18 protein-coding genes and 1 tRNA gene are annotated in these 21,206 nt (G+C 60.1%); 16 read left to right on the top strand and 3 right to left on the bottom strand.

Going from position 1 to position 21,206, the window contains the following annotated elements:
- The first annotated feature begins 57 nt into the window (after window positions 1–57).
- The 4 genes from BW09_RS05130 to BW09_RS05115 all read left to right on the top strand — a co-directional run bounded on the left by BW09_RS05130 (window position 58) and on the right by BW09_RS05115 (window position 4,662).
- A complete protein-coding gene (locus BW09_RS05130) occupies window positions 58–1,455 on the top strand; it encodes a Mur ligase family protein (protein WP_140463275.1) in 1,398 nt (465 codons plus the stop codon).
- A 115-nt stretch (window positions 1,456–1,570) separates the two neighbouring features.
- On the top strand, window positions 1,571–2,323 hold the full coding sequence (locus tag BW09_RS05125; protein ID WP_044089338.1) for a type 1 glutamine amidotransferase: 753 nt from the start codon (window positions 1,571–1,573) through the stop codon (window positions 2,321–2,323).
- 141 nt (window positions 2,324–2,464) lie between these two features.
- Entirely contained in the window at window positions 2,465–2,740 is a 276-nt protein-coding gene (locus BW09_RS05120; protein WP_140463246.1) for a phasin family protein, read from the top strand.
- A 221-nt stretch (window positions 2,741–2,961) separates the two neighbouring features.
- Window positions 2,962–4,662, top strand: a complete 1,701-nt coding sequence (locus BW09_RS05115; protein WP_140463277.1) for an AarF/ABC1/UbiB kinase family protein — start codon at window positions 2,962–2,964, stop codon at window positions 4,660–4,662.
- A gap of 28 nt (window positions 4,663–4,690) precedes the next feature.
- Here BW09_RS05115 and BW09_RS05110 read toward each other — a convergent pair whose 3' ends face one another.
- The gene (locus tag BW09_RS05110) at window positions 4,691–5,743 is read right to left on the bottom strand and encodes a LacI family DNA-binding transcriptional regulator (protein WP_140463248.1); all 1,053 of its coding nucleotides are present in this window, start codon (window positions 5,741–5,743) and stop codon (window positions 4,691–4,693) included.
- A 180-nt stretch (window positions 5,744–5,923) separates the two neighbouring features.
- On the opposite strand from BW09_RS05110, the gene BW09_RS05105 reads away from it, so the two are divergent.
- From BW09_RS05105 to BW09_RS05095, 3 genes are all read left to right on the top strand, one after another.
- Window positions 5,924–7,921: a glycoside hydrolase family 127 protein gene (locus BW09_RS05105; RefSeq protein ID WP_140463250.1), complete on the top strand. Its 1,998-nt coding sequence runs from the start codon at window positions 5,924–5,926 to the stop codon at window positions 7,919–7,921.
- Window positions 7,922–8,145: 224 nt separating this feature from the next.
- Entirely contained in the window at window positions 8,146–9,567 is a 1,422-nt protein-coding gene (locus BW09_RS05100; RefSeq protein ID WP_140463252.1) for an MFS transporter, read from the top strand.
- A 441-nt stretch (window positions 9,568–10,008) separates the two neighbouring features.
- The gene (locus tag BW09_RS05095; RefSeq protein WP_140463254.1) at window positions 10,009–10,866 is read left to right on the top strand and encodes a YggS family pyridoxal phosphate-dependent enzyme; all 858 of its coding nucleotides are present in this window, start codon (window positions 10,009–10,011) and stop codon (window positions 10,864–10,866) included.
- A gap of 104 nt (window positions 10,867–10,970) precedes the next feature.
- On the opposite strand, the gene BW09_RS05090 is transcribed toward BW09_RS05095, so the two are convergent.
- The gene (locus BW09_RS05090) at window positions 10,971–11,984 is read right to left on the bottom strand and encodes a ribose-phosphate diphosphokinase (RefSeq protein WP_044089345.1); all 1,014 of its coding nucleotides are present in this window, start codon (window positions 11,982–11,984) and stop codon (window positions 10,971–10,973) included.
- Window positions 11,985–12,238: 254 nt separating this feature from the next.
- Between BW09_RS05090 and rpsF the strand changes: the two genes are divergently transcribed.
- From rpsF to BW09_RS05060, 6 genes are all read left to right on the top strand, one after another.
- Window positions 12,239–12,532: a 30S ribosomal protein S6 gene (rpsF, locus tag BW09_RS05085; protein ID WP_140463256.1), complete on the top strand. Its 294-nt coding sequence runs from the start codon at window positions 12,239–12,241 to the stop codon at window positions 12,530–12,532.
- Between the two features lie 49 nt (window positions 12,533–12,581).
- Window positions 12,582–13,295, top strand: coding sequence for a single-stranded DNA-binding protein (locus tag BW09_RS05080; RefSeq protein WP_140463258.1), 714 nt, complete (start codon window positions 12,582–12,584; stop codon window positions 13,293–13,295).
- Window positions 13,296–13,483: 188 nt separating this feature from the next.
- Complete coding sequence (gene rpsR / locus BW09_RS05075) at window positions 13,484–13,732, top strand: 30S ribosomal protein S18 (RefSeq protein ID WP_044089348.1); 249 nt, start codon at window positions 13,484–13,486, stop codon at window positions 13,730–13,732.
- 19 nt (window positions 13,733–13,751) lie between these two features.
- Complete coding sequence (gene rplI, locus BW09_RS05070) at window positions 13,752–14,198, top strand: 50S ribosomal protein L9 (protein ID WP_044089349.1); 447 nt, start codon at window positions 13,752–13,754, stop codon at window positions 14,196–14,198.
- Window positions 14,199–14,616: 418 nt separating this feature from the next.
- Window positions 14,617–14,690 (top strand) — tRNA-Lys (locus BW09_RS05065).
- 215 nt (window positions 14,691–14,905) lie between these two features.
- On the top strand, window positions 14,906–15,637 hold the full coding sequence (locus BW09_RS05060; RefSeq protein WP_044089350.1) for an MIP/aquaporin family protein: 732 nt from the start codon (window positions 14,906–14,908) through the stop codon (window positions 15,635–15,637).
- Window positions 15,638–15,860: 223 nt separating this feature from the next.
- Here BW09_RS05060 and BW09_RS05055 read toward each other — a convergent pair whose 3' ends face one another.
- Window positions 15,861–18,494 (bottom strand): HAD-IC family P-type ATPase, encoded by a 2,634-nt coding sequence (locus BW09_RS05055; RefSeq protein WP_140463260.1) that lies wholly within the window; start codon window positions 18,492–18,494, stop codon window positions 15,861–15,863.
- A 109-nt stretch (window positions 18,495–18,603) separates the two neighbouring features.
- Between BW09_RS05055 and BW09_RS05050 the strand changes: the two genes are divergently transcribed.
- The 3 genes from BW09_RS05050 (at window position 18,604) to BW09_RS05040 (ending at window position 21,206) form a co-directional block, all read left to right on the top strand.
- Window positions 18,604–18,885 (top strand): metal-sensitive transcriptional regulator, encoded by a 282-nt coding sequence (locus BW09_RS05050; RefSeq protein ID WP_044089352.1) that lies wholly within the window; start codon window positions 18,604–18,606, stop codon window positions 18,883–18,885.
- Between the two features lie 118 nt (window positions 18,886–19,003).
- Window positions 19,004–20,440, top strand: coding sequence for a DNA recombination protein RmuC (gene rmuC / locus BW09_RS05045; RefSeq protein WP_181161762.1), 1,437 nt, complete (start codon window positions 19,004–19,006; stop codon window positions 20,438–20,440).
- A gap of 136 nt (window positions 20,441–20,576) precedes the next feature.
- Window positions 20,577–21,206: an orotate phosphoribosyltransferase gene (locus tag BW09_RS05040; protein WP_181161758.1), complete on the top strand. Its 630-nt coding sequence runs from the start codon at window positions 20,577–20,579 to the stop codon at window positions 21,204–21,206.

Raw genomic sequence — 21,206 nt, 5'->3', positions numbered from 1 at the left:
GTTCCGGACAAGGACGTGGCCGCCCACCCGGTGATTGGCCGTCGAGGCGCATCGCCTATGCCCCGCGCCCCGTGGTATGCGTTCGCCACGGTGCCGGTCGGCCGGTTCGTCCGATTCGCGTCCCGCGTCACCAAGCATGGCGGTTCGGCGCTTCCCGGAAGAATCGTGGAAAGCTTCGACCCCGGCTTCCTGACCCGTACTCTGGGCCAGCTGCCGCTGGGCGTGGTGCTGGTGTCCGGAACGAACGGCAAAACCACCACCACCCGTATGGTCGCCTCGATGCTCTCCGATCTGGGACTCAAAGTATTCACCAATCCCACCGGCTCGAATTTCGTGCGCGGCGTGGTCTCCGCACTGCTCACCGAAGTGACGCTCGGCGGCAAGCTGGATGCCGACATCGCCGTGCTGGAACTGGACGAGGCGTACGCGGTGCATTTCGTCAGGCAGGTCAAGCCGCGATACGCCCTGCTGCTCAACGTGATGCGTGACCAGCTCGACCGCTTTGGCGAAATCGACACCACTGCCAGGTTGTTGAGCTGCGTGGCCGAAGCGACCACCGGCACGGTGGTGCTCAACCGTGAGGACCCGCGCATCGCCGCGCTCGCAGCCAAGGCTCCGGCCGGCACCTCGGTGCGTTACTTCGGCTTGGCGGACGGTCTCAAGCACTACTTCCCCTCCGACGACGACATGGCCACCACCGTCAGCGTGGAAGACGGCTCCACCTCCCGGCCCCCTCTGACAAAAGAACTGTCAGCGCAGCTGACTGGGGGAGAGAAGGACGCCGACGTGACGCTCGCCGCTGTGGGCGACCATCAGGCCACCTTCCACATGGACGGGCGGGATTACGCCACCGCAGTCCGGCTCGAAGGCGTCTACAACCTGTACAACGCAGCCGCCGCGCTCGCCGTGGTGCGCGCGGTGATGCGCGATGCAGCAGCGGCGCGCAAAGCCTTGGCTGCGGCCAACGCCTGCTCGGTCAGCGCCGACGAGCTCATCGCCGCGGTCGCCCGCGTCACGCCGGCGTTCGGCCGCGGCGAGGTCATCGATGTCAACGGCTCGCCGGTCGAACTGCTGCTGGTCAAGAATCCGATGGGATTCCGCCTCTCGCTCGCCAGCTTCGACCCGTCGCATGCCGACACGATGATCGCCATCAACGACGAATACGCGGACGGTCGCGATATGAGCTGGCTGTGGGATGTGGACTTCACCTCATTGCGCGCGTCCGGCGTCGCCATGGTTTCCGGCGTGCGCGCCTGGGACATGGCGCTGCGCCTCGGCTACGACCAGGTGCCGGTCGCCGCCACGGATCCCGACCTCGAACAGGCGGTCAGCGCATTCGTGACCGCCAACCCCGGTGTCCGCAAGCACATCTACTGCACGTACACCGCCATGCTCAAGACCCGTGCGATATTGGGCCGCATCGCCGATGTACGCGACGCCGGCGTAGGCAAATAAACCTAGTCAAATAACCGTAGGCAAAACCGGATGCGCACAACCTGCACTGGCTGGCGGGAGCGCAGTGCATGCCTCACAACAAGCCGCTCATCAGACAAGACAAGGAGGAATCGACATGGCCAAGACCATCGATGTGATGTCCCTGTATCCGAAAGACATGAACATCTACGGCGATTCCGGCAACGTGCTCACCATTCGTCGCCGTCTGGAACTCTACGGCTATGAGCCGGTCATCCACCAATACAACCAGGGTGACGACTGGCCCAATCACGTGGACCTCATTCTGGGCGGCGGCGGACAGGACACCGGGCAGAAGAAGATCATCGACGACCTCTACCGGCGCGCCAACCTATTGCGCGCACTCGCAGTGGAAGGTACGCCGATGCTGATGATCTGCGGCATGTACCAGCTGTTCGGCGAGTATTTCGAAACCGTGGACGGTACGAGGCTCGACGGCATCGGCATCATCGGCGCATACACTGTCGGCCAGGATGCGCGCATGATTGGCAATCTGGTGGAGCATTCCGAACAGTTCGGTGACGTGATCGGCTACGAAAACCATTCCGGTCAGACCTTCCTGAGGCCAGGCGTCAAGCCGTTGGGCACTGTTGATGCCGACGGCCGGGGCAACAACGGCAAGGACCACACCGAAGGTGCCCGCGTACACAACGTGATCGGCACCTACATGCATGGCTCGCTGCTGCCCAAGAACCCTGCCGTCAGCGATTTTCTGATCGGTGCCGCCGTGTCACGCCGCTACGGTTCGTTCGATACCGCCGACCAGACGAAGGAACAGGCGGCAGCGCTCGCCGAACTCGACAGGACTGCCGCGCACGCGCGCGAATCTGCCGCCGCCCGTCCGCGCTGATCGACCGCGCTGATCGTCCGCGCTCCGCCGCCTTAGGCGAAATCATCCGCTAAGCCTAACGTCATCGGCTCGCGATTGCGCTAGGCTTAGCAGTAAGAGACGGGGCAGCAGGCCGCGTCGAGCCTCGAAGGAGGGGTTATTATGGCTGATTTCGATTTGGGCGATGGTGTCCGCAAGGTCCTGTTGGCTGGCATCGGTGCCTTGGCTACGGGATATGAGAAGGGCAGCGCCATTGTTGACGATCTGGTCAAGAAAGGCGAGCTGACCGTGGAACAGGGCAAGTCCCTGAACACCGAACTCAAGCGCAAGGTCGGCGAGGCTTTGGTCAACGACGCCAACAAGGACACCGCCAAGGCCGATGCCGCACCGGCCGAGGAGCCGGCTGCGGATGCCGCCGACGACTCCAACAAGGACTGAACTAAGGACTGATCGTTTTCGTGGCTGACAAGACAACGGAACAGGCGGTGCGGCGCGACGCAAGCGGCACCTCGGCGCAACATCCCTCTGAACACGCTCGTTCGGGCGCTGCGGATGGTGGCCTCGGAGCCGGTGCCGCAACGTCTGCCCCAACGTCTTCCTCCCAGTCGCAGGCTGCCGCCGGCACCGCTCATAGCACGAACGACGACAAGCCGAATGATATTCCCGACCGTCCGACCGCGGCATACGCGCAATGGGCCGCGACGAATACCGAAACCATTGGGATTTTCGGTCCCCGGCGCGATGATTTCTCCGAGCGCTATCATCTGACCCGTCGCAGCAAAGCCAAACGTCTGGCGCAAATCGTGCGTATCGTCAACCAATTCGATGCGCTCAAGGGGCTGACTCCGGTCAAGATGCGTCTGATGTTCGAGGCGCTCGGCCCCACTTTCGTTAAAGTCGGCCAGATTCTCTCGATGCGTTCGGAGATTTTGCCGCAGAGCTTCTGCGACGAACTCGCCAAACTGCGTGCGGACGCCGACCCCATGCCATACGCCACGGTATTGGACGTATTGTCCGAAGAGTATGGACGACCGGCCAATGAGGTCTTCGCGCACATCGATCTGAAACCGCTGGGCTCGGCGTCCCTCGCCCAAGTGCATCGCGCCACCTTGCGTACCGGCGAGGACGTGGCCGTCAAAGTGCAGCGCCCGGGCGTGCGCGAGACCATGGCGCAGGACGTGTCCATCATGCGCTCCATCGCCAAAGTCGCCACCAAGGTGATTCGCACCTCGCAGATCGTCGATCTTCAGGGTGTGGTCGAGGAGCTGTGGGACACCTTCGAATCGGAGACGGACTTCCTTGTCGAGGCGCGCAATCTGGCCGAATTCAAGCGATACGCCTCGCGGTTCAAATACATGGACTGCCCGACTCCGTATCCGGACCTGTGCACCGAGCATGTGGTGGTCATGGATTATGTGGACGGCATCTCCGTTTCACACTCCGGCGAACTGGTGGCCGCCGGCTATGATCTCAAGGACATCGGCACCAAGCTCGTAGACAATTACGCCACGCAGATCCTCGATGAAGGCTTCTTCCATGCTGATCCGCACCCGGGCAACATCATCATCCGCGGCGGACAGATCGTGCTCATCGACCTCGGCATGACCGGTCGATTGGACGCCAAGACCCGTGCGGTGATGAAGGACATGATCTTCGCCGTCGCCAAACAGGATTCCCCCCAGCTTGCCGACGGCCTGCTGCGATTCGCCGGAGCCGAGGCGGATACGGCTGATTATCCCGCGTTGCTCGCCGATCTCGACGTCATCGTCAAGGAATACGGCACCGTGGATCTAAAGGACCTCGATCTGGCCGCTTTCCTGACCGCGCTCACCTCGCTCGCGCAGCGTCACGGCATCGAAGTGCCCAGCAGCATCACCACGGTGGGGCGTGCGTTGGTCACGCTCGAGGGGCTGCTTGACGAATTCATCCCCGATGTGAACATGATTGAGATCATCTCCCGGCACATCGTCACGTCGAAAACCACCGTCGAAGCAGCCGAAGACGAGCTGAAGACGCTGGGTCTGGAGAGCCATGAGGCGCTCCACAGCGCGCTGGGCGCGATGAGCGAGCTCAACGTGGCGGCGCGCATGCTGACGCGCGGCCAGTTGCGCATGAACATGGAGCTGGTGGGTTCGCAGGAGCCGTTCCAGCTGCTCTCCGATATGGTGAACCGACTCACGATGGCATTGATTGTGGTCGGCCTGTTCATCGGCTCGTCCATCGTCTATTACGCCGGCATGAAGCCCATCATTTTCGGCATCCCAATCGTGGGCTTCATGGGATACGTCACCGCGTTCGTGCTCGGCGTTTGGATCGTGATTGACATCTACCTCAAGGGCCGCAAGACGAAGAAGCGGTAGGGTAGTCGGGCGGCGTGCTGCGCCGGATTCATGAGATCTGACGTTCGTAGACGCGGCCGGTGCTTTCCAGCGCGGTGCGTCGTTTCGCCTCGGTGGACTCGCGGACGATCATCGGACATTCTATCGTTGTGACGCCGTGGTGCGGCCGGCCCGCCAATGCATCGAGAATGAACTGCGCGGCGGTCTTGCCCAGCATCGTGATGTTGTTGTCGAATGTGGTCAAGGTCGGATGCGCATTCGAGGCGAACACGAACCAATTGTCGTGGCCGATGATGGCGACGTCTCGCGGGATGCGTTTGCCTATGGCCAACAGTCCGCGTGCTGCTCCGCGCGCGATTTCGTCGCTCAGGCAGTAGATTGCATCCAGATGAGGATACCGTTCGACCAATAATCGCGCCGCCCGCTCGCCCCACTCCTCGCTCCAGGCGTCGAACAGTATCGCCACCGGCTGGAAATCATAGAGGATGAACGTCCGTTGCGCGCCCAGCACCCGGTCTTTCGCCGCCTGGAAATCCTCCGGGCCGGCGATGATGGCGATGTATCGCCGCCCGATACTGAGCAGGTATTCGATGGCCTGCGCGCCGGCACCGATATTGTCACAGATGATGCTGCAATCCCGTGGGTCGCGGGAAGGATCATAGGCATAGATGACCGGCAGACCCATCGTGGTGCGTGGGTCAAGCGGCGGCCGTGAATTCGTGGTGTCGCCGACAACGATCAAGCCGTCCACGCCGTGCGCCGCAAGCCGGTCGATATGGCTTTTCTCCAGCGCTGGTCGTCCATGCGAACTCATGAGCAGGGCGGCGTGATTCGATGCGCCGAGCGTGTTTTCGGCACCGGTAAGCATGGGCAGGGCGAAACGGCCGTTGTAATCGGATGTGATCAATCCGATCAGCCCCGAGCGGCGAGTGGCGTGGTGCGGTTTGCTGGATTTGCTGTAGCCGAGTTTTTTGGCGGCCTCGATGACGTCACGCTGGGTGCTGGCCGATACGCGGTCCGTGTTGTTCAGCGCTTTGGATGCGGTGGCGACGGACACATTGGCCAGTCTGGCAACATCGGCGAGGGTTGGTTTGCGGCTCATAGTCCATACGGTAAGCGAAAAATTTCGCATTCGCAAGACCTGTGAATCAGCCGAACGGCATGCGCATACCATCAACAATTGCAAGCGGTGAGAGTGCGGAGATAGCCGGCATAGCAGCCTGTTTCCGCGCGTGAAGACAATGCAATACAGCCAGCACCTACAATGTGGAAAGGACGAACCATGAGCCAGCACGTCACGGTTACTTCACCGTTCTGGAAGCGGTACCGTGAGAACGTCGCCAAGGAAGTGATCCCCTATCAGTGGGCGGTCATCAACGACGAGCAGAAGATCGACATCCCGCGCGACCCCTCCGGCGCCAAGCAGGACATCGACTACCACTACAGCCGTGCCGTGCGCAACCTGCGCATCGCCGCAGGCGACGAGGAAGGCGAGTTCAAGGGCTTCGTCTTCCAGGATTCCGACGTGTACAAGTGGCTTGAGGAAGCCGCCTACTCCCTCGCCTACGAGCCGGATGAGCAGCTCAAGGACCTGTGCGACAAGCTGGTCGACCTCATTGCCCGCGCCCAGCAGGACGACGGCTACCTCGACACTCCGTACATCATCAAGTCCGGCGCGTTCGAGAACCGTGAGCGCTTCTCCCAGATCCAGCAGTCCCATGAGATGTACGTGATGGGCCACTACATCGAGGCCGCCGTGGCCTACTTCGAGGTCACCGGCAACCAGCAGGCCCTCGAGGTCGCCGAGAAGATGGCCGCCTGCCTGGACGCCAACTTCGGTGAAGAGGACGGCAAGATCCCCGGTGCCGACGGCCACCCGGAGATCGAGTTGGCGCTCTCCCGTCTCTACGAGGTCACCAAGGAGGAGAAGTACCTCAAGCTCGCCAAGTTCTTCATCGACGTGCGCGGCAAGGACCCGAGCTTCTACGACAAGCAGAACGAGAAGATTGGCGATGGCTCCACCGACATCTTCCCGCAGATGCGTGGCTGGACCCACGAATACACCCAGACCGCCCGTCCGATTCGCCAGCAGCAGACCGCAGAAGGCCACGCCGTGCGCGTCGGCTACATGCTCACCGGTGTCGCCCACGTGGCCCGCCTGACCGGCGACAAGGAGCTTGAGGAGACCGCCAAGCGTCTGTGGCACAACATCGTCACCAAGCGCATGTACATCACCGGCGGCGTTGGCTCCACCCACGTCGGCGAGGCCTTCACCTACGACTACGACCTGCCGAACGACACCATGTACGGCGAGACCTGCGCCTCCGTGGCCATGAGCTTCCTGGCCAAGCAGATGCTCGAACTGGAGACCAAGGGCGAATACGCGGACGTGCTTGAGAAGGAGCTGTTCAACGGCTCCATCGCGGGCATCGCGCTCGACGGCAAGCACTTCTACTACGTGAACGCCCTCGAGGCCGACCCCGAGGCCACCGACCACAACCCGGACCGCTACCACGTGCTCATGCACCGCGCCGAATGGTTCGGCTGCGCCTGCTGCCCGGCCAACATCGCCCGTCTTATCGCCTCGGTGGACCGTTACCTGTATACCGTGCACGAGGACAAGCGCGAGATCATCGCCCACCAGTTCATCGCGAACGACGCTGAATTCTTCGACGGCGTGAAGGTCTCCCAGAAGTCCAACTTCCCGTGGGATGGCCACATCGAGTTCACCGTGGACGTGCCGGAAGGCGTCGAGCCGGTGAAGTTCCTGGTGCGCATTCCGTCCTGGTCTGCCACCCAGCACGAGCTCAAGGTCAACGGCGAGGACGCCCGCCGTCTGCCGATCGAGGATGGCTTCGTGACCATCGAAGTCACCTCCGGCCAGACCCAGATCACCCTTGATCTGGACATGTCCGTCAAGTTCATGCGCTCCAAGACCCTGGTGCGTCACGACATCGGCAAGATCGCCGTGATGCGCGGACCTATCGTGTTCTGCGCCGAAGAGGCCGACAACTCCGCTCCGCTGTGGAACTACCACATCGGCAGCCACGATGCTGGTCGCGCCCGCGCCGAATACCACTTCGGCGAGCTTGACGGCGTGGAGGTCATCACCATCCCGGCCACCAAGCGCACGCATGACGAGGAGGACTTCCCGCTGTTCGCGGACGTCGAGGAGCATCCGGTCGGGGAGAAGTCCTACGACCTCAAGCTCATCCCGTACTACGCATGGGCCAACCGCGAGGTCGGCCAGATGCAGGTCTGGTTCGACTCCGACTTCTGATTCGAGCCTGTTCGCGCTCGGCCTGGTTACTCAATCAGGCCGGGGTCGCATCCATAAGATTTCGGCGACGGGAATCCTCAGACGAAGATGAGCAGAGGTACGCCAGCTACTGATCCGCCGAGTGCTTCGTCTGGCCCGCCGCCGTCCGTGTCGCCCCACTGAAGGGACGGCACGGAATTGCAACACTGTTGTACCAAGCAACACATCAAAGAAGAAGGAAAACAATGAGTGCAGCAACTCAGGACGCTTCCGCAGTGAAGCTCTCGGTCAAGGAGAAGATCGCCTACTCCTTCACCGATATGGCAGGCAACCTGCTGTATGTGACCATTTCGTCATACATCATGTACTTCTACACCAACGTGTTCCACATCCCGGCCGCCGGTGCGCTGGGCGCCGGCACCATCCTGCTGGTGGCCCGCTTCGCCGACGCCATCTCCGCCGTGGTGTGGGGCTCCATCGTGGACCACACCAACACCAAGTGGGGCCAGAGCCGTCCGTGGTTCCTCTGGCTGTGCGTGCCGTTCGCGATCACCGTGTGGATCGCTTTCACCGCTCCGAGCCTGCCTGACGGCGCTCCGAAGTTCTGGTACGCCCTGATCACCTACATTCTGGCCGCCGGCGCCGTGTACACCGGTATCCAGACGCCTATCACCGCCATCCTGCCGAACCTCACCTCCAACCCGACCGAGCGCAACAATGCCAACTCCTTCCGTATGGCCGGTGGCCAGATCGGCTCCTTCATCACCTCGTCCTTCACCATCCCGCTGGTTGGCTGGTTCGGCGTCCAGTTCGGTGGCGGCGACAAGACCGGCTTCATGATCGTCACCGCTATCTGGGGCGTCGTGGCCATCATCCTGCTGCTCTTCTCCTTCAAGAACCTCAACGAGCGCAACTACCACCCGGAACTCAACAAGCCGATTCCGCTGAGCGACTCCCTCAAGGCCGCCAAGGGCAACTGGCCGTGGATCATCCTGGTCGTCGCCTTCGTGATTTACTGGGTCGCCCAGTCCACCCGTAACGGCGTGTCCACCTACTACGCCCAGTACGTACTCGAAAACCGCAACCTGACCTCCATCTTCAACGGCGTTCAGGTGATTGGTCTGCTCGGTACCATCGCCATGCCGATCATCGCGAACAAGACCAAGAACAAGACCCTGACCATGATCATCGGTCTGGTCATCGGTGGTCTCGGCCAGGCCCTGATGCCGCTCGCCGGCCACAACGTGCCGCTGCTGGTCATCTTCTGGACCATCGGTGTGCTCGGTGCCGCCATCGCCATCGGTATGCCGTTCGGCATGCTCGCCGACACCGTCGACTACGGCGAATGGAAGACCGGCATCCACGCCGCAGGCTTCCTGACCGCCGTCGGCTCCGCCTTCTGCATCCAGGTCGGCTCCGGCTTCGGCGCCTTCCTGCCGCTGGAGATCATGGGTGCCGCTGGTTACGATGCCAACCTTGAGCAGCAGCCGCAGTCCGCGCTCGACGCCATCAGCTTCTGCTTCATCTGGCTGCCGGTGATCGTCTACATCATCGTCGGCGTAATCATGTGCTTCTACCGCAAGTACGAGAAGATGGAGCCGATGATCAAGGCCGAGCTGGCCGAGCGTCACGCCAAGGCTCTCGCCGAGGCCGGCCAGAACGCCTGATAGCGATTCTGCCACGCCACTGATTATGTTGCGATAATCAGTTTCCTCTCAATATCGATATGCGTCCGGTGACTACGGTTGCCGGGCGCATATCGTTTTTGCGTTGCTGCGCCAGGAGCCAGTCTCGTATTTGCCTGAGTGGTCTGAGTGGTGTTGGCCCCCTCTGACGAGACGTTGCCGTGAAGCAAACAGCGGAGCTGTTTGTAGGCAACGTGCGAGCCGACAGGCGAGCCAGCTGGATGCCGCGCGGAGCGCGTCCGTACTTGCAGGACGAGCTGTCAGCGAAGCTGACTGGGGGAGAGAAAAAGCTGAATTGCTCAACCAATTGCGAGACAGACCGCTAGGTGACGGTTACGGAGTCGGACTACGTTCGGTACTATTCGGTACAGCACACTTTGGCGTAGCATGCTTTGTGATAGGGGGTATGGGTTGACTGCATATATGGATCACAAGGATCTGACGAACGAGATCATCGATGCCACGCGCGCGCAGGAGATCGCGGACGGTGTGCACCGGGTGATGGATGGCATCGCGCAGGCGGAATCGGTTGCGGGGCGTTCAGCTGGCTCGGTCAAGCTGTTGGCCGCCACCAAAACCCGCGATATCGGCGAGATTCTGGCTGCTATCGATGCCGGGGTTCGCATGATCGGCGAGAACAGGCCGCAGGAGGTTGCAGTCAAGGCGCCCGGTCTTGCGAAGCTGCTGGCCGAGCGCGGGTTTGACTTGGGCGTGGTGGACACTACTGCTTCTTCTGCCAGTACGGACGCCGATGCTGCGGGTGCCGCCTCGGATTCGCGCACTGCCGAACGGGAATCGATCCCGTTCCACCTCATCGGCCAACTGCAGGCCAACAAGATCGGCAAGGTCCTGCCGGTGGTGAACACCATAGAGTCCGTGGATTCGATTGAACTGGCGGAGAAGATCGCCCGACGTGCCACCATGCGCGGCATCACGGTCGGCGTGCTGCTGGAAGTGAACGAGTCCGGCGAGGAGTCGAAATCCGGCTGCGCGCCGAGCCATGCCATCGATCTGGCCAAGCGGATCGGAGCGATGGGAGGCTTGGAATTGCAGGGGTTGATGACCATCGGGGCCCATGTGGATGACGAGCATGTGATCCGCGCGGGATTCGCCCACCTGCGTCGCACGCGTGACCAGATTCTCGCGTCCGGTGCGGAGGGTACGGCGAACTGTCGGGAGCTGTCCATGGGCATGACCCACGATATGGCTCTCGCCATCGAGGAAGGCTCGACCATAGTGAGAGTCGGCACCGCCATCTTCGGCGAACGTGCGTTCATCTGAGTATGGATGCATGCATATGCGAAAGGCCTGTCAAGCGACTGCTATCGTTTGACAGGGCTTTGTCATATCGAGTCTTATCGGTGCGCCGTGGCACCGATCGCCGATTACGCGTAGATGTTGCGCGGGCGCATATCCTCGGGCAGTCCCTCGAGCAGCGTCGCCACAGAGCCTTCTTCGAATACCGAACGAATGCCGGCGGCCAGCAGCGGCGCCACGGACAGCACCGTCATGTTCGGCAGGCGCTTGGATTCGGGGATTGGCACCGTATCCATGAACACTATTTCCTTGGCGCCGCACTTCTGCAGGCGCTCTACAGCCGGGCCGGAGAGCAGGCCGTGCGTGGCCACCAGAGTGACCGACTTTGCGCCGGATTCGTTCAGCGTGCGTACCGCTTCGCAGATGGTGCCGGCGGTATCGACCATATCGTCGATCACCACGCAATCGCGGTCGTGCACGTCACCGATGATGCCATGTGCCTCGGCGTGGTTCGGTCGGGTGATGTCGCGCTGCTTATGGATGAAGGCGAGCGGCAGATTGCCGAGTTTTGCAGCCCACTGTTCGGACACCTTGATACGGCCCGCGTCCGGGGAGACGATGGTCGCATTGCTCAGGTCGATGGCGGAGCGCACATAATCGAGCAGTACCGGCATGGCGGTCAGATGGTCGACCGGGCCGTCGAAGAATCCCTGTTCCTGTGCGGCATGCAGGTCGACGGTCATGATGCGGTCGGCGCCGGCGGTGCGGAAGAGGTCGAAGATCAGGCGGGCGGTGATGGGCTCGCGGCCGCGATGCTTCTTGTCCTGGCGTGAATAGCCGAGGAATGGCGCGACTACGGTGATTGATCGGGCGGAAGCGCGTTTCAGCGCATCAATCATGATGAGCTGCTCCATGATCCACTTGTTGATATCGCCCGAGTGGCACTGCAGAACAAACACATCCGCGCCGCGCACCGGCTCGGAGAAGCGCACGTACATCTCGCCGTTGGCGAAGTCGTATGCTGTGGTGTCAAGAATCGTGGTGTCCAAGCATTCGGCCACCTTTTCAGCCAGCTCGGGGTAGGCGCGGCCCGTGACCAGAACGAGTCGTTTATCCGGAGTGCCTTCAAGAATCGCCGACATGCCTTCGCATCCTTTTGTCTTGTAGTGAATTTCAGCCTCATCCAGTGTACAAGCACCCCTGAGCGTGCAGCTCCGCGATGTGGCGAATGCGTTGAGAGGTTTTGCGCGAGAATGGATCGCCGTCTGTCTTGCCGTGGCCGTACCATGTACAAGTTGCCCGAAAGAGGTGCGTGCATGCGTGCCTTGAGGGTGCAAGCGTATACACACTCCTGCCGCGGAACGTCCGCGGCCGAATAGTCCGAAGGAGGTGGGTGATGTCTGCGCATAAGTACGAACTGATGTTCATCGCCGATCCTGAGCTGGATGAGCGCGGTCTGAAGAAGCTGACCGAGCAGTATCTGGAGCTCATCACCAAGGAAGGCGGTTCTTACGATGAGCCCGATTACTGGGGCCGTCGCAAGCTCGCCTATGAGATTGCCGGCAAGACCGAAGGCAACTATGTCGTCGTGAAGTACACCGCCGAGCCCGCTCTCAGCGCCGAGCTCGATCGTGTGCTGAACCTCAACGAATCCGTGGTCCGTACGAAGATCCTTCGTAAGGACGCCTGAGTTTAGCGTGTAGTCAGCTGTTCCAGCTGGTAAGTCAAGAAGGCAAAGCATGGCAGGCGAAACCATTATCACCGTGGTCGGCAACCTCACCCGTGATCCTGAGCTGCGTACAATCGGCAGCGGATCGACGGTGGTGAACTTCACTATCGCCGCGTCCACTCGCACGTTCAACCGCAATACGAATCAGTGGGAGGATGGCGACACGCTGTTCATGAACTGCTCGGCATGGGATGGTCGCGCTTCGTCGCTGGCTTCCAACATCGCCGGCAGCCTGTCCAAGGGCATGCGTGTGATCGCGCAGGGTCGTCTGACCCAGCGGTCATATCAGGCCCAGGATGGCAGCCAGCGTACGGTTGTCGAGTTGCGTGTCGATGAGATCGGCCCCGCGCTGTCGCGTGCCACCGCTCAGGTGACCCGTCAGACCAGCCAGGGTGGATTCCAGGGCCGTTCCGGCGGATTCCAGGGCGGTCAGCAGTCCGGCCAGGGCGCCGCGCAAGGCGGTGGCTATGGCAACCAGGGTGGCCAGGGTGCCTCGAATGGCGGGTACAACGGTGGCCAGTCAGGTTACGGACAGGGTGGCCAGAGTGGTTACAACGGTGGCTATCAAGGTGGTGCTGGGTACACCCAGCAGCCGGCCCAATCCGCACCTGCTTCTGCTCCTGCAGTGGATCCATGGAGCTCCGGTTCTTCGCAGTCCGGCAGCTTCTCGACGTTCGGCGCTTCTTCCGATTTCGGCGGCGACGATTCCGAGCCGGAATTCTGATTTCCGCTTCCCTGCACAAATGGACTGTCCGTGTGGATTCTGCGCGACGGTCCGACACGGTCTGACGCAGGCCGAGCATAGTCTGCGCCGCATAAGTACCGTTGACAACGGTACTGGTGGCCATATTGCATAACTGCATAACCAGCTGAACAGCAGCAATCAAATCATAGATTTTTAAGGAGAACATCATGTCCCGTAAGAGGCCGCAACCGCCGGTCAAGCCGTTCAAGAAGAAGCCGAATCCGCTGAAGGCTGCCAAGATTTCCGAGATCGATTACAAGGACGTCGCGCTGCTGCGCAAGTTCATTTCCGATCGCGGCAAAATCCGTTCCCGTCGCATCACCGGTGTGACCGTCCAGGAGCAGCGCGAGCTCGCCAAGGCTATCAAGAACGCCCGCGAGATGGCTCTGCTGCCGTACGCCACTTCCGGTCGCTGAGTTAGGAAGGCTTTGAACAATGGCTGAAACTAAGGTTATTCTCACCAAGACCGTGGCTCACCTGGGTCACCCGGGCGACGTCGTCAGCGTGAAGGCCGGCTACGCTCGCAACTTCCTGTTCCCGCAGAAGCTGGCGTTCGCTTGGACCAAGGGCGCTGAGGCTCAGATCACCGCTATGAAGCGCGCTCGTCTGGCCAAGGCCGTCGCCACCCGTGAGGACGCTGTGGCTGCCAAGGCTGCCATCGAGGGCACTACCGTCGAGATCGCCGCCAAGGTTTCCGAGTCCGGCAAGCTGTTCGGTGGCATCTCCAACGAGGCCATCGCGATTGCTCTGTCCGACAAGGCTTCGGTGAACCCGAAGGCCATCGAGGTCGAGACCATCAAGACCACCGGCGATTTCCCCGCCAAGGTGGCCCTCCACCCGGAGATCACCGCTTCCTTCTTCGTGAAGGTCGTGGCCGAGTGAACCATTCCGGCGTCACGCTGGAATCTTTCAGGCTAAGAGTCTGAGCTTAAGCATCGAAAGCCCCGTGCCTGCGCGTATCGCGCGGTGCGGGGCTTTCTTTTTTGGGCGGCATGCATATAGTATGCGCCAGAATGTGACAGCAGAGGTCGACGAGCTGCACCGACGAGCTGCACCGACGAGCTGCACCGACGAGCTGCGTCGCATCGCCGATCTGCAGGGAACGCGCGTATATATATATGTGATGATTGTGTGAAGTCGTTGAATTGACGGGTATGACGTGAAGTGCTCGGAATGCCTGTGGGCGTCGGACGGTATTTTCAAATCGTTGGAATTACAGGCGACACGCCGTAGGTTGCATCTGATTAGAATCCGAGTATATTTATCACCTGTTGCAAGGAACACTTCAACATCTAACCAAGCCCCTGTAGCTCAGTTGGTTAGAGCAGCTGACTCTTAATCAGCGTGTCCAGGGTTCGAATCCCTGCGGGGGCACAGACAAGCCGGAATCGAAAGATTCCGGCTTTTTTTGTTATTGCATCGTCATGGCTTTCGCCCAATGATTTCGTCAGGGGGCGATGTGTACAATCGCCTCGTTTGCTTTCGCGTCCAGCGTAAACGTGTCGGTGGATCCGCGAACGGATTTCAAATCATACCGAAGGCCGTGGGGTAGTTGTGCCTGCTTCACGGCAGAGAGAAAAGAAGAAGCAGTGGAATACTCCCTCTTTACCAAGTTGGCTGCCGAGTTCTTCGGCACCGCCATTCTGATGATTTTCGGCAATGGCTCTGTTGCCAATGTCGAGCTCAAGAACACCAAGGGCCACCATGCCGGTTGGCTGAATATCGCCATGGGCTATGGTTTTGGCGTGATGTTCCCGGTGCTGATGTTCGGCGCGGTGTCCGGTGCGCACATCAATCCGGCCATGACCATCGCCCAGGCCGTCAACGGCATGTTCCCATGGAATGAGGTGTTGCCGTACATCATCGCGCAGCTGCTCGGCGCCGCTCTGGGCCAGTTCATCGTCTATCTGACTTACTATCCGCACTACAAGGAGACCGAGGATGCCGATGCCATCTTCGCCACCTTCTGCACCACCGATGCGGACGACAAGAAGGTCAACTACTTCCTTAACGAGATGTTCGGTACGCTGGTGCTCGTTTTCGGCGCGCTGTGCTGCCTGATGGATCCGTGGGGCGAGAAGGATCCGGCCGCTGCGGCAATCGTCGTCGGCTTCATCGTGTGGGGTCTTGTGACCTCCATGGGCGGTCCGACCGGCCCCGGCCTGAACCCGGCCCGTGACTTGATGCCGCGAGTGTTGCATGCCATCCTGCCGATCCCGAGCAAGGGCTCTTCCCGCTGGAACGAGGCCTGGATTCCGGTGGTGGCTCCAATCGTGGGCGCAATCGTCGGCGCGTGGCTGTTCGTGGTCTTCTTCAACTGACAGTTGTTCCGGACTGCTGTTGGGCAGTTGCTCACAGTTGTTCAAACGGCTGTTGGGACAGTTGTTCATAGTTGTTTCGGACGGCTGCTCACATGTAAGAGGGCTCCAACCCGTTCACACGGGATGGAGCCCTCTTGTGGTATTGAACCTCTATTGAATCCTTATCAAGCCTCGTGTGGTCTTGAACCGCTTCTTGAAGCTCTTCCGGTGTCGGAAGAAGAAGTTACTTCTCTAGGAAGATCTGCGGGGCCTTGTCGAAGTTCTTGGCGCAGTGCTCACCGCAGAAGTAATAGGTTGTGCCGTCGTACTCGCGCGTGATGGCGTCGGCGCTCACCGCCACAGTCATGCCGCATACAGGATCGGTGGCGGTTTCGCCCTCGGTCGGGGCGGCGTGGTGCATGTGCATGTTCATATCCATTGGGTTCTCCTTGATGGTGTGTTCTGTATGGTGTGTCGGTTCGGACAAGTGTGTGAATTCGGTATGGCTGTCAATGATGATAGTGGGCTCTTGGTTGCCGGGCTTGAAACCATTCGCAACGGAGGATGCTGCTGCTGGCTCTGAATCGCCCGCGCTTCTATTGGTGGGGCTTTCGGCAATAGAAGCCATATGAAGCCGGTTTGCGTTCAGTACCAGGCAGACGGAGCTCAAAGCCATGGCCAAGCCTGCAATCATCGGACTCAACAGCCATCCAGTGAACGGGTATAGTATGCCCGCCGCAATCGGAATACCGATGAGGTTGTATCCAAAAGCCCATCCCAGATTCTCGCGAATGTTGCGCATCGTGGCTTCGGAGAGGTTGATGGTTTTCAGCACGCCTCTCAGGTCTCCGCTCATCAGGGTAACGTCAGCCGATTGCATGGCCACGTCCGTGCCGGTGCCGATGGCGATGCCGAGGTCGGCCTGGGCCAGTGCCGGTGCGTCGTTGATGCCATCGCCGACCATGGCAATCAGATTGGACTCCGCCTTTTTCTGGGTTGCGTTGGCGCTGCTCGGTGCAGTTGTGCCATGATGCTCGGTTGTGGAGTGTGCGTTGTCGCGTTCCATCTGCAGTTGTTTGATCCAATGGGCTTTGCCATCAGGCTTGACCTCGCAGATCACGGTATCGATTCCGACCTCGCGTGCGATACGGCTGGCTACGTCGGCTTTGTCGCCGGACAGCATCACCGTACGAATGCCGCGCGCGCGTAATGCCGCAATCGCTTCGGCTGAACCGTCTTTGATGGTGTCCTGCTCGTAGCTTGGCTTGTTCCAATCGGCGTCGGCATCGACTACGCCGCGTGTGATGGTGCCGGTTTTGTCGAAGACCACAGTGCCGATGCGGCGTGCCTGTTCCAAAGCTTTGGCGGACGTGACCAGAACGCCATTGGTGGCGCCCAGGCCAAGAGCCACGGTAACGGAAAGAGGCGTCGCCAAACCCAGTGCACACGGGCAAGCGATAATGAGGACGCTGACTGCCGTAACCAGCGCATGGGCCAGCTGCGGGCTTGGCCCCACGGAGATCCAAATTGCAAACGTCCAAATCGCGATAATCATCACCGCTGGCACGAAATACCGTGCGATACGGTCTGCCATCTGCTGAACCGGAGCCTTGGTGGCCTGTGCGCGTGCAACCATCGCGGTGATCTGCGAAAGCACGGTATCGGCACCCACCTGCGTGGCACGCATGACGCAGTCGCCTTTCATGACTACGGTGGCACCGGTAAGCAAAGCGCCGGTTGTTTTTGCGACGGGTTTGGATTCGCCGGTGATCATCGATTCGTCTACCATGACTTCGCCGGCCACGATAGTGCCGTCCGTCGGTATGCGTTCACCGTTACGTACCACCAGCAAGTCGCCGATGGCTATTGCGTCGGAACTGATATCGGTGCTGTTCTCGGGGATGAGCCACTGGGCGGCCGCACTGTTACTGAAGTCAATGCCGTCATGGAGCTTGTGGGCGACACGTGGACGCAGACGAATCAGCGATTGCACGGCCTTTCCGGTGCCTTCGCGGGCTTTGTTCTCCAGCAGCCGACCGAGGAGCACCAAGGTGATGACCACTCCGACGGATTCGAAATACGGTTCACGTGACCCTTCAGGGAAGACCCACGGAGCAATGCATGTGACCAGGCTGTATACGTACGCGGCGCTGGTGCCCAAGGACACCAGCGAGTTCATGTCTGGTGAGCGATGCGCCAAGGCTGGGAAACCGACACTATGGATCGGGTGTCCGCAATAAAACATCACTGGAGTGATCAATATGGCCTGCAGCCAAGGGTTCACCATCCAATGCGGTACCAATTCCGGGTCAGCCATATGCAACATCGTGGTGGCGAAGACGGGAATGGTCAGTATCGCGCCCACGATGACCAGTTTGGTGAAGGACTTGATTTCGTTGCGTCGCTCCTGGGACTCGCGCTGTTCTGCGGATGCGGCGTCGTTGGGCGTGTTGGATGCCGCGGTGGACTGGAGGCTTGCGAGCGTGACGTCCGATTCGCCTTCCACGTGCAACGATCCGTGCACCATGTTCATGCCGCAGGCGAATGGATAGTCTCCGGCAGGCAGTGCCGGAAGTTGCACGTCTGTGCGGGTGTTCCCCGGAAGCATGGCGTCAAGTCCCAGATCGCCGAACACCACATGCGAGGTGCATTCGCCGGTTTCTTGGCGGTCGAAGGTCAGGTTGATGGGCATGCCGGCTTTCATGTTCACCACAGAAGGAGAGTATCCGCCTTTGACGGTAATCGTCGCGTGCTGCTTGCCGTCGGTGACGATGCCTGTTTCACCCTGCTGCGCGGCAAAGAAAAACCGCAGGGTCGCCCAAGTTGCAGCGGCTGCAACCAGCAGGGCGGCCACCAACGCAAAAATGTTGAACCCCATGTTCGTTCCTCCTGCTCCTGTCTTACTCAGCTCACATTGTATACCCAATACCCCTATAAGGTATATAATCGGATGTGTTCAGCTGACGGGGAAAGAAAGGGCGGAAGACATGCGTGGGTATAGCGGTGACAAAGCAAAGATCGTGGCCCGTCTTCGCCGTGTCGAGGGACAGGTGCGCGCGATTGAGCAGATGGTGGAAGACGACAAATACTGCATTGACATCCTTACGCAAATCTCTGCGTCGAATTCCGCGCTGAAGTCTGTGGCGCTGCTGCTGCTGGACGATCATCTCAGCCATTGCGTGCGCCAGGCCTCCGTCGAAGGCGGTGTTGTGGCCGAGGAGAAAATGGCAGAGGCGTCCCAGGCCATTGCGCGTCTTGTGAAGTCGTAGCATCGTTTCCGCTCCTTTGCCGTCGGGGTGCATGTGGTTCCTGTGGTTCCATTGTGCACGCAGATTTTTGGTAGGGAAAAAATTTTCCCTGTCTGAAAAGCGATGCAATACTGGAAGCATGTTTGAACAAACGGGAAACGTGATTCTGGTAATCGCGGTATTGGTGATTGGTGCAGGGCTTGGACTCCTTGCAGGTTTCGTGTTCGGCCGCCACAAAGGTCAAGAAATGGCTCGTGGCGTCAAAACGCAGGAGCTGGAGGAGTCCAGGGCTCTGCTGCAGGCCGCCCGCAATGAGGCGGCTGATTTGCGCTCCGCCAATGCTGCAGCGCAGGCACAGATTGAGGGACTCAATCAGCAGCTTGCTTTTGTGAAGTCGCAGTTGACGCAGGCCCAGCAGGCGGAGCAGATCCGAATCCAGCGTGAGCGTGAGCGTGCCGCCGCTGAGGTCGAAGAACGCCGTCGAGCCGAGGCCAAGGCTGCTGAAGAAAAGCGTCTGGCGGCTCTCGAGGCAGCCGAGGTCAAACGGCGTGAGCAAGAGGCTCGGCTCAAAGAGCAGAGCAAGGTGCTGGAGGCGTTGGCTCCAGTGGCCAAGAACCTCGATGCGTTGCAGACCAAGGTCACGCAGATTGAGGAAGGTCGTAAACAGGAGATGGGCGCGCTGGGCGTTCAGCTCAAAGGGCTCAACGAACAGCAGGCTCGTCTGGATAAGGAGACCAGTTCCCTGTCTGCTGCGCTGCGGAACAACAAAGTGCGCGGCGCTTGGGGCGAGGCGCAGCTGAAGAACATCGTGGAATCGGCAGGCCTGCTTGAGCATGTGGATTTCGATACTCAGGTCGTGGTCACCGGTGCTGATGGACGTACGCTGCGCCCGGATATGATCGTGCATTTGCCTGGCGGCAAAACCATTCCCATCGACGCGAAAGTGCCATATGCCGATTATCAAAGGGCTTGCGAGATTCCTGAGACGGCGGGGCCGGAAGATCTGGCCCGGCGCAACGATTTGCTGCGGTCACATGCCAAGGCGTTGCGTGAGCATGTGCGTGCGTTGGGGGAGAAGGCCTACTGGAATGCCTTTGATGTCGCCCCGGATTTTGTGGTGGCGTTCATCCCGAATGAGGCGTTGCTGCAGGCGGCTCTTGAAGCCGATCCCACGCTGATGGATGATGCGTTCTCACGTAAGGTTGCATTGACATCGCCGGTCACGCTTTGGGCGGTGCTGAAATCCGTGGCCTATGCGTGGCAGCAGCAGTCCTTGACCGATGACGCGAAGCAACTGTTCGATCTGTCCCGCGAATTGTATGAGCGCTTCGCTGTGCTGGGAGATTACGCCATCAAACTGGGTTCGCAGATTACCAAGACCGTCAACGCATATAACAAGTTCGCATCCAGTCTGGAACGTCGGGTACTGCCTACGGCTCGTAAACTGCAGAAGCTCGAACCCACCAAGGTGATTGAAGAGACTCCTCTTATCGATTCGGACAAGGGAAATGTAGCCGAGTTGACGGCTCCCGAAGTGGTTCCGTCTGATGATGAATCCGATGGAACAGCGCAGTAGAGCATGAACGCTGCATGAGGGAAACAGCGCAGAATGGGCTGGTGCCGGTTTCATGAAATCGGCACCAGCCCATCTTGACTGAGCGCGGGAGGCACATGAAGCATATGCTGACCGCCGCAGGAGATAGGCTTGCACTATGACTGAATCAGGATTCCGCCCTACCGGCACGCCGGACCTTGCCGGTGCGACGAACAATGCCGACTTCTCACGATTGGAACCGCGTGAGCTGCTCGCCACCTTGCTGAAGCAGCATGTGGTGGGACGTCCCTTCTCCGAGCTGTCGGCAGTGACGTTCGATCATCATGCGGCACCTGTCATGGGACATGTGCTCATTGACGCGCTTGAAGACGCCGGATATTCGGTCGATGATTTCGATGCAGTCGGCGCCTTGACCGCCGCGGCAGTGCCTATGGTATCCGCCATGATTCAGGCGGCGGCATCACGAGGCGAGGATCTGGACGGGTTCGTAATGGACTTCGTCTACCCGTCCATCAAGGGACCGTCTATTGAAGGCCGTCGCGTGGTCCTTCTGGATGCCTGGTTGTCCGAGAAATCATATGTGCAGACCAGCTCGCTGGTCACGTTGCGCAACGGCAATGAGCTCGGCCTTGATTTCGGTATCATCGACCAACTGGGTGGATCGGTGGTGGCCATCGCCTCACTCGTGGGCGGCGGGGCGAAGAGCATCAACGTCGTTAATCCGACTACCGGCGACAGCAAGGAATTGCCCTTCGTCCAGGTGTTCGACGAATCCGAACTTCGCTGA

Source organism: Bifidobacterium sp. UTCIF-1 (genome assembly GCF_006408915.1).
Classification (GTDB): domain Bacteria; phylum Actinomycetota; class Actinomycetes; order Actinomycetales; family Bifidobacteriaceae; genus Bifidobacterium; species Bifidobacterium reuteri.
This window is presented reverse-complemented; position numbering and strand designations above follow the sequence as displayed.

Coding starts and splice junctions, on each gene's coding strand:
- BW09_RS05130 (WP_140463275.1), top strand. CDS start 58: ATGCCCCGCGCCCCGTGGTATGCGTTCGCCACGGTGCCGGTCGGCCGG.
- BW09_RS05125 (WP_044089338.1), top strand. CDS start 1,571: ATGGCCAAGACCATCGATGTGATGTCCCTGTATCCGAAAGACATGAAC.
- BW09_RS05120 (WP_140463246.1), top strand. CDS start 2,465: ATGGCTGATTTCGATTTGGGCGATGGTGTCCGCAAGGTCCTGTTGGCT.
- BW09_RS05110 (WP_140463248.1), bottom strand. CDS start 5,743: ATGAGCCGCAAACCAACCCTCGCCGATGTTGCCAGACTGGCCAATGTG.
- BW09_RS05105 (WP_140463250.1), top strand. CDS start 5,924: ATGAGCCAGCACGTCACGGTTACTTCACCGTTCTGGAAGCGGTACCGT.
- BW09_RS05100 (WP_140463252.1), top strand. CDS start 8,146: ATGAGTGCAGCAACTCAGGACGCTTCCGCAGTGAAGCTCTCGGTCAAG.
- BW09_RS05095 (WP_140463254.1), top strand. CDS start 10,009: ATGGATCACAAGGATCTGACGAACGAGATCATCGATGCCACGCGCGCG.
- BW09_RS05090 (WP_044089345.1), bottom strand. CDS start 11,984: ATGTCGGCGATTCTTGAAGGCACTCCGGATAAACGACTCGTTCTGGTC.
- rpsF (WP_140463256.1), top strand. CDS start 12,239: ATGTCTGCGCATAAGTACGAACTGATGTTCATCGCCGATCCTGAGCTG.
- BW09_RS05080 (WP_140463258.1), top strand. CDS start 12,582: ATGGCAGGCGAAACCATTATCACCGTGGTCGGCAACCTCACCCGTGAT.
- rpsR (WP_044089348.1), top strand. CDS start 13,484: ATGTCCCGTAAGAGGCCGCAACCGCCGGTCAAGCCGTTCAAGAAGAAG.
- rplI (WP_044089349.1), top strand. CDS start 13,752: ATGGCTGAAACTAAGGTTATTCTCACCAAGACCGTGGCTCACCTGGGT.
- BW09_RS05055 (WP_140463260.1), bottom strand. CDS start 18,494: ATGGGGTTCAACATTTTTGCGTTGGTGGCCGCCCTGCTGGTTGCAGCC.
- BW09_RS05050 (WP_044089352.1), top strand. CDS start 18,604: ATGCGTGGGTATAGCGGTGACAAAGCAAAGATCGTGGCCCGTCTTCGC.
- rmuC (WP_181161762.1), top strand. CDS start 19,004: ATGTTTGAACAAACGGGAAACGTGATTCTGGTAATCGCGGTATTGGTG.
- BW09_RS05040 (WP_181161758.1), top strand. CDS start 20,577: ATGACTGAATCAGGATTCCGCCCTACCGGCACGCCGGACCTTGCCGGT.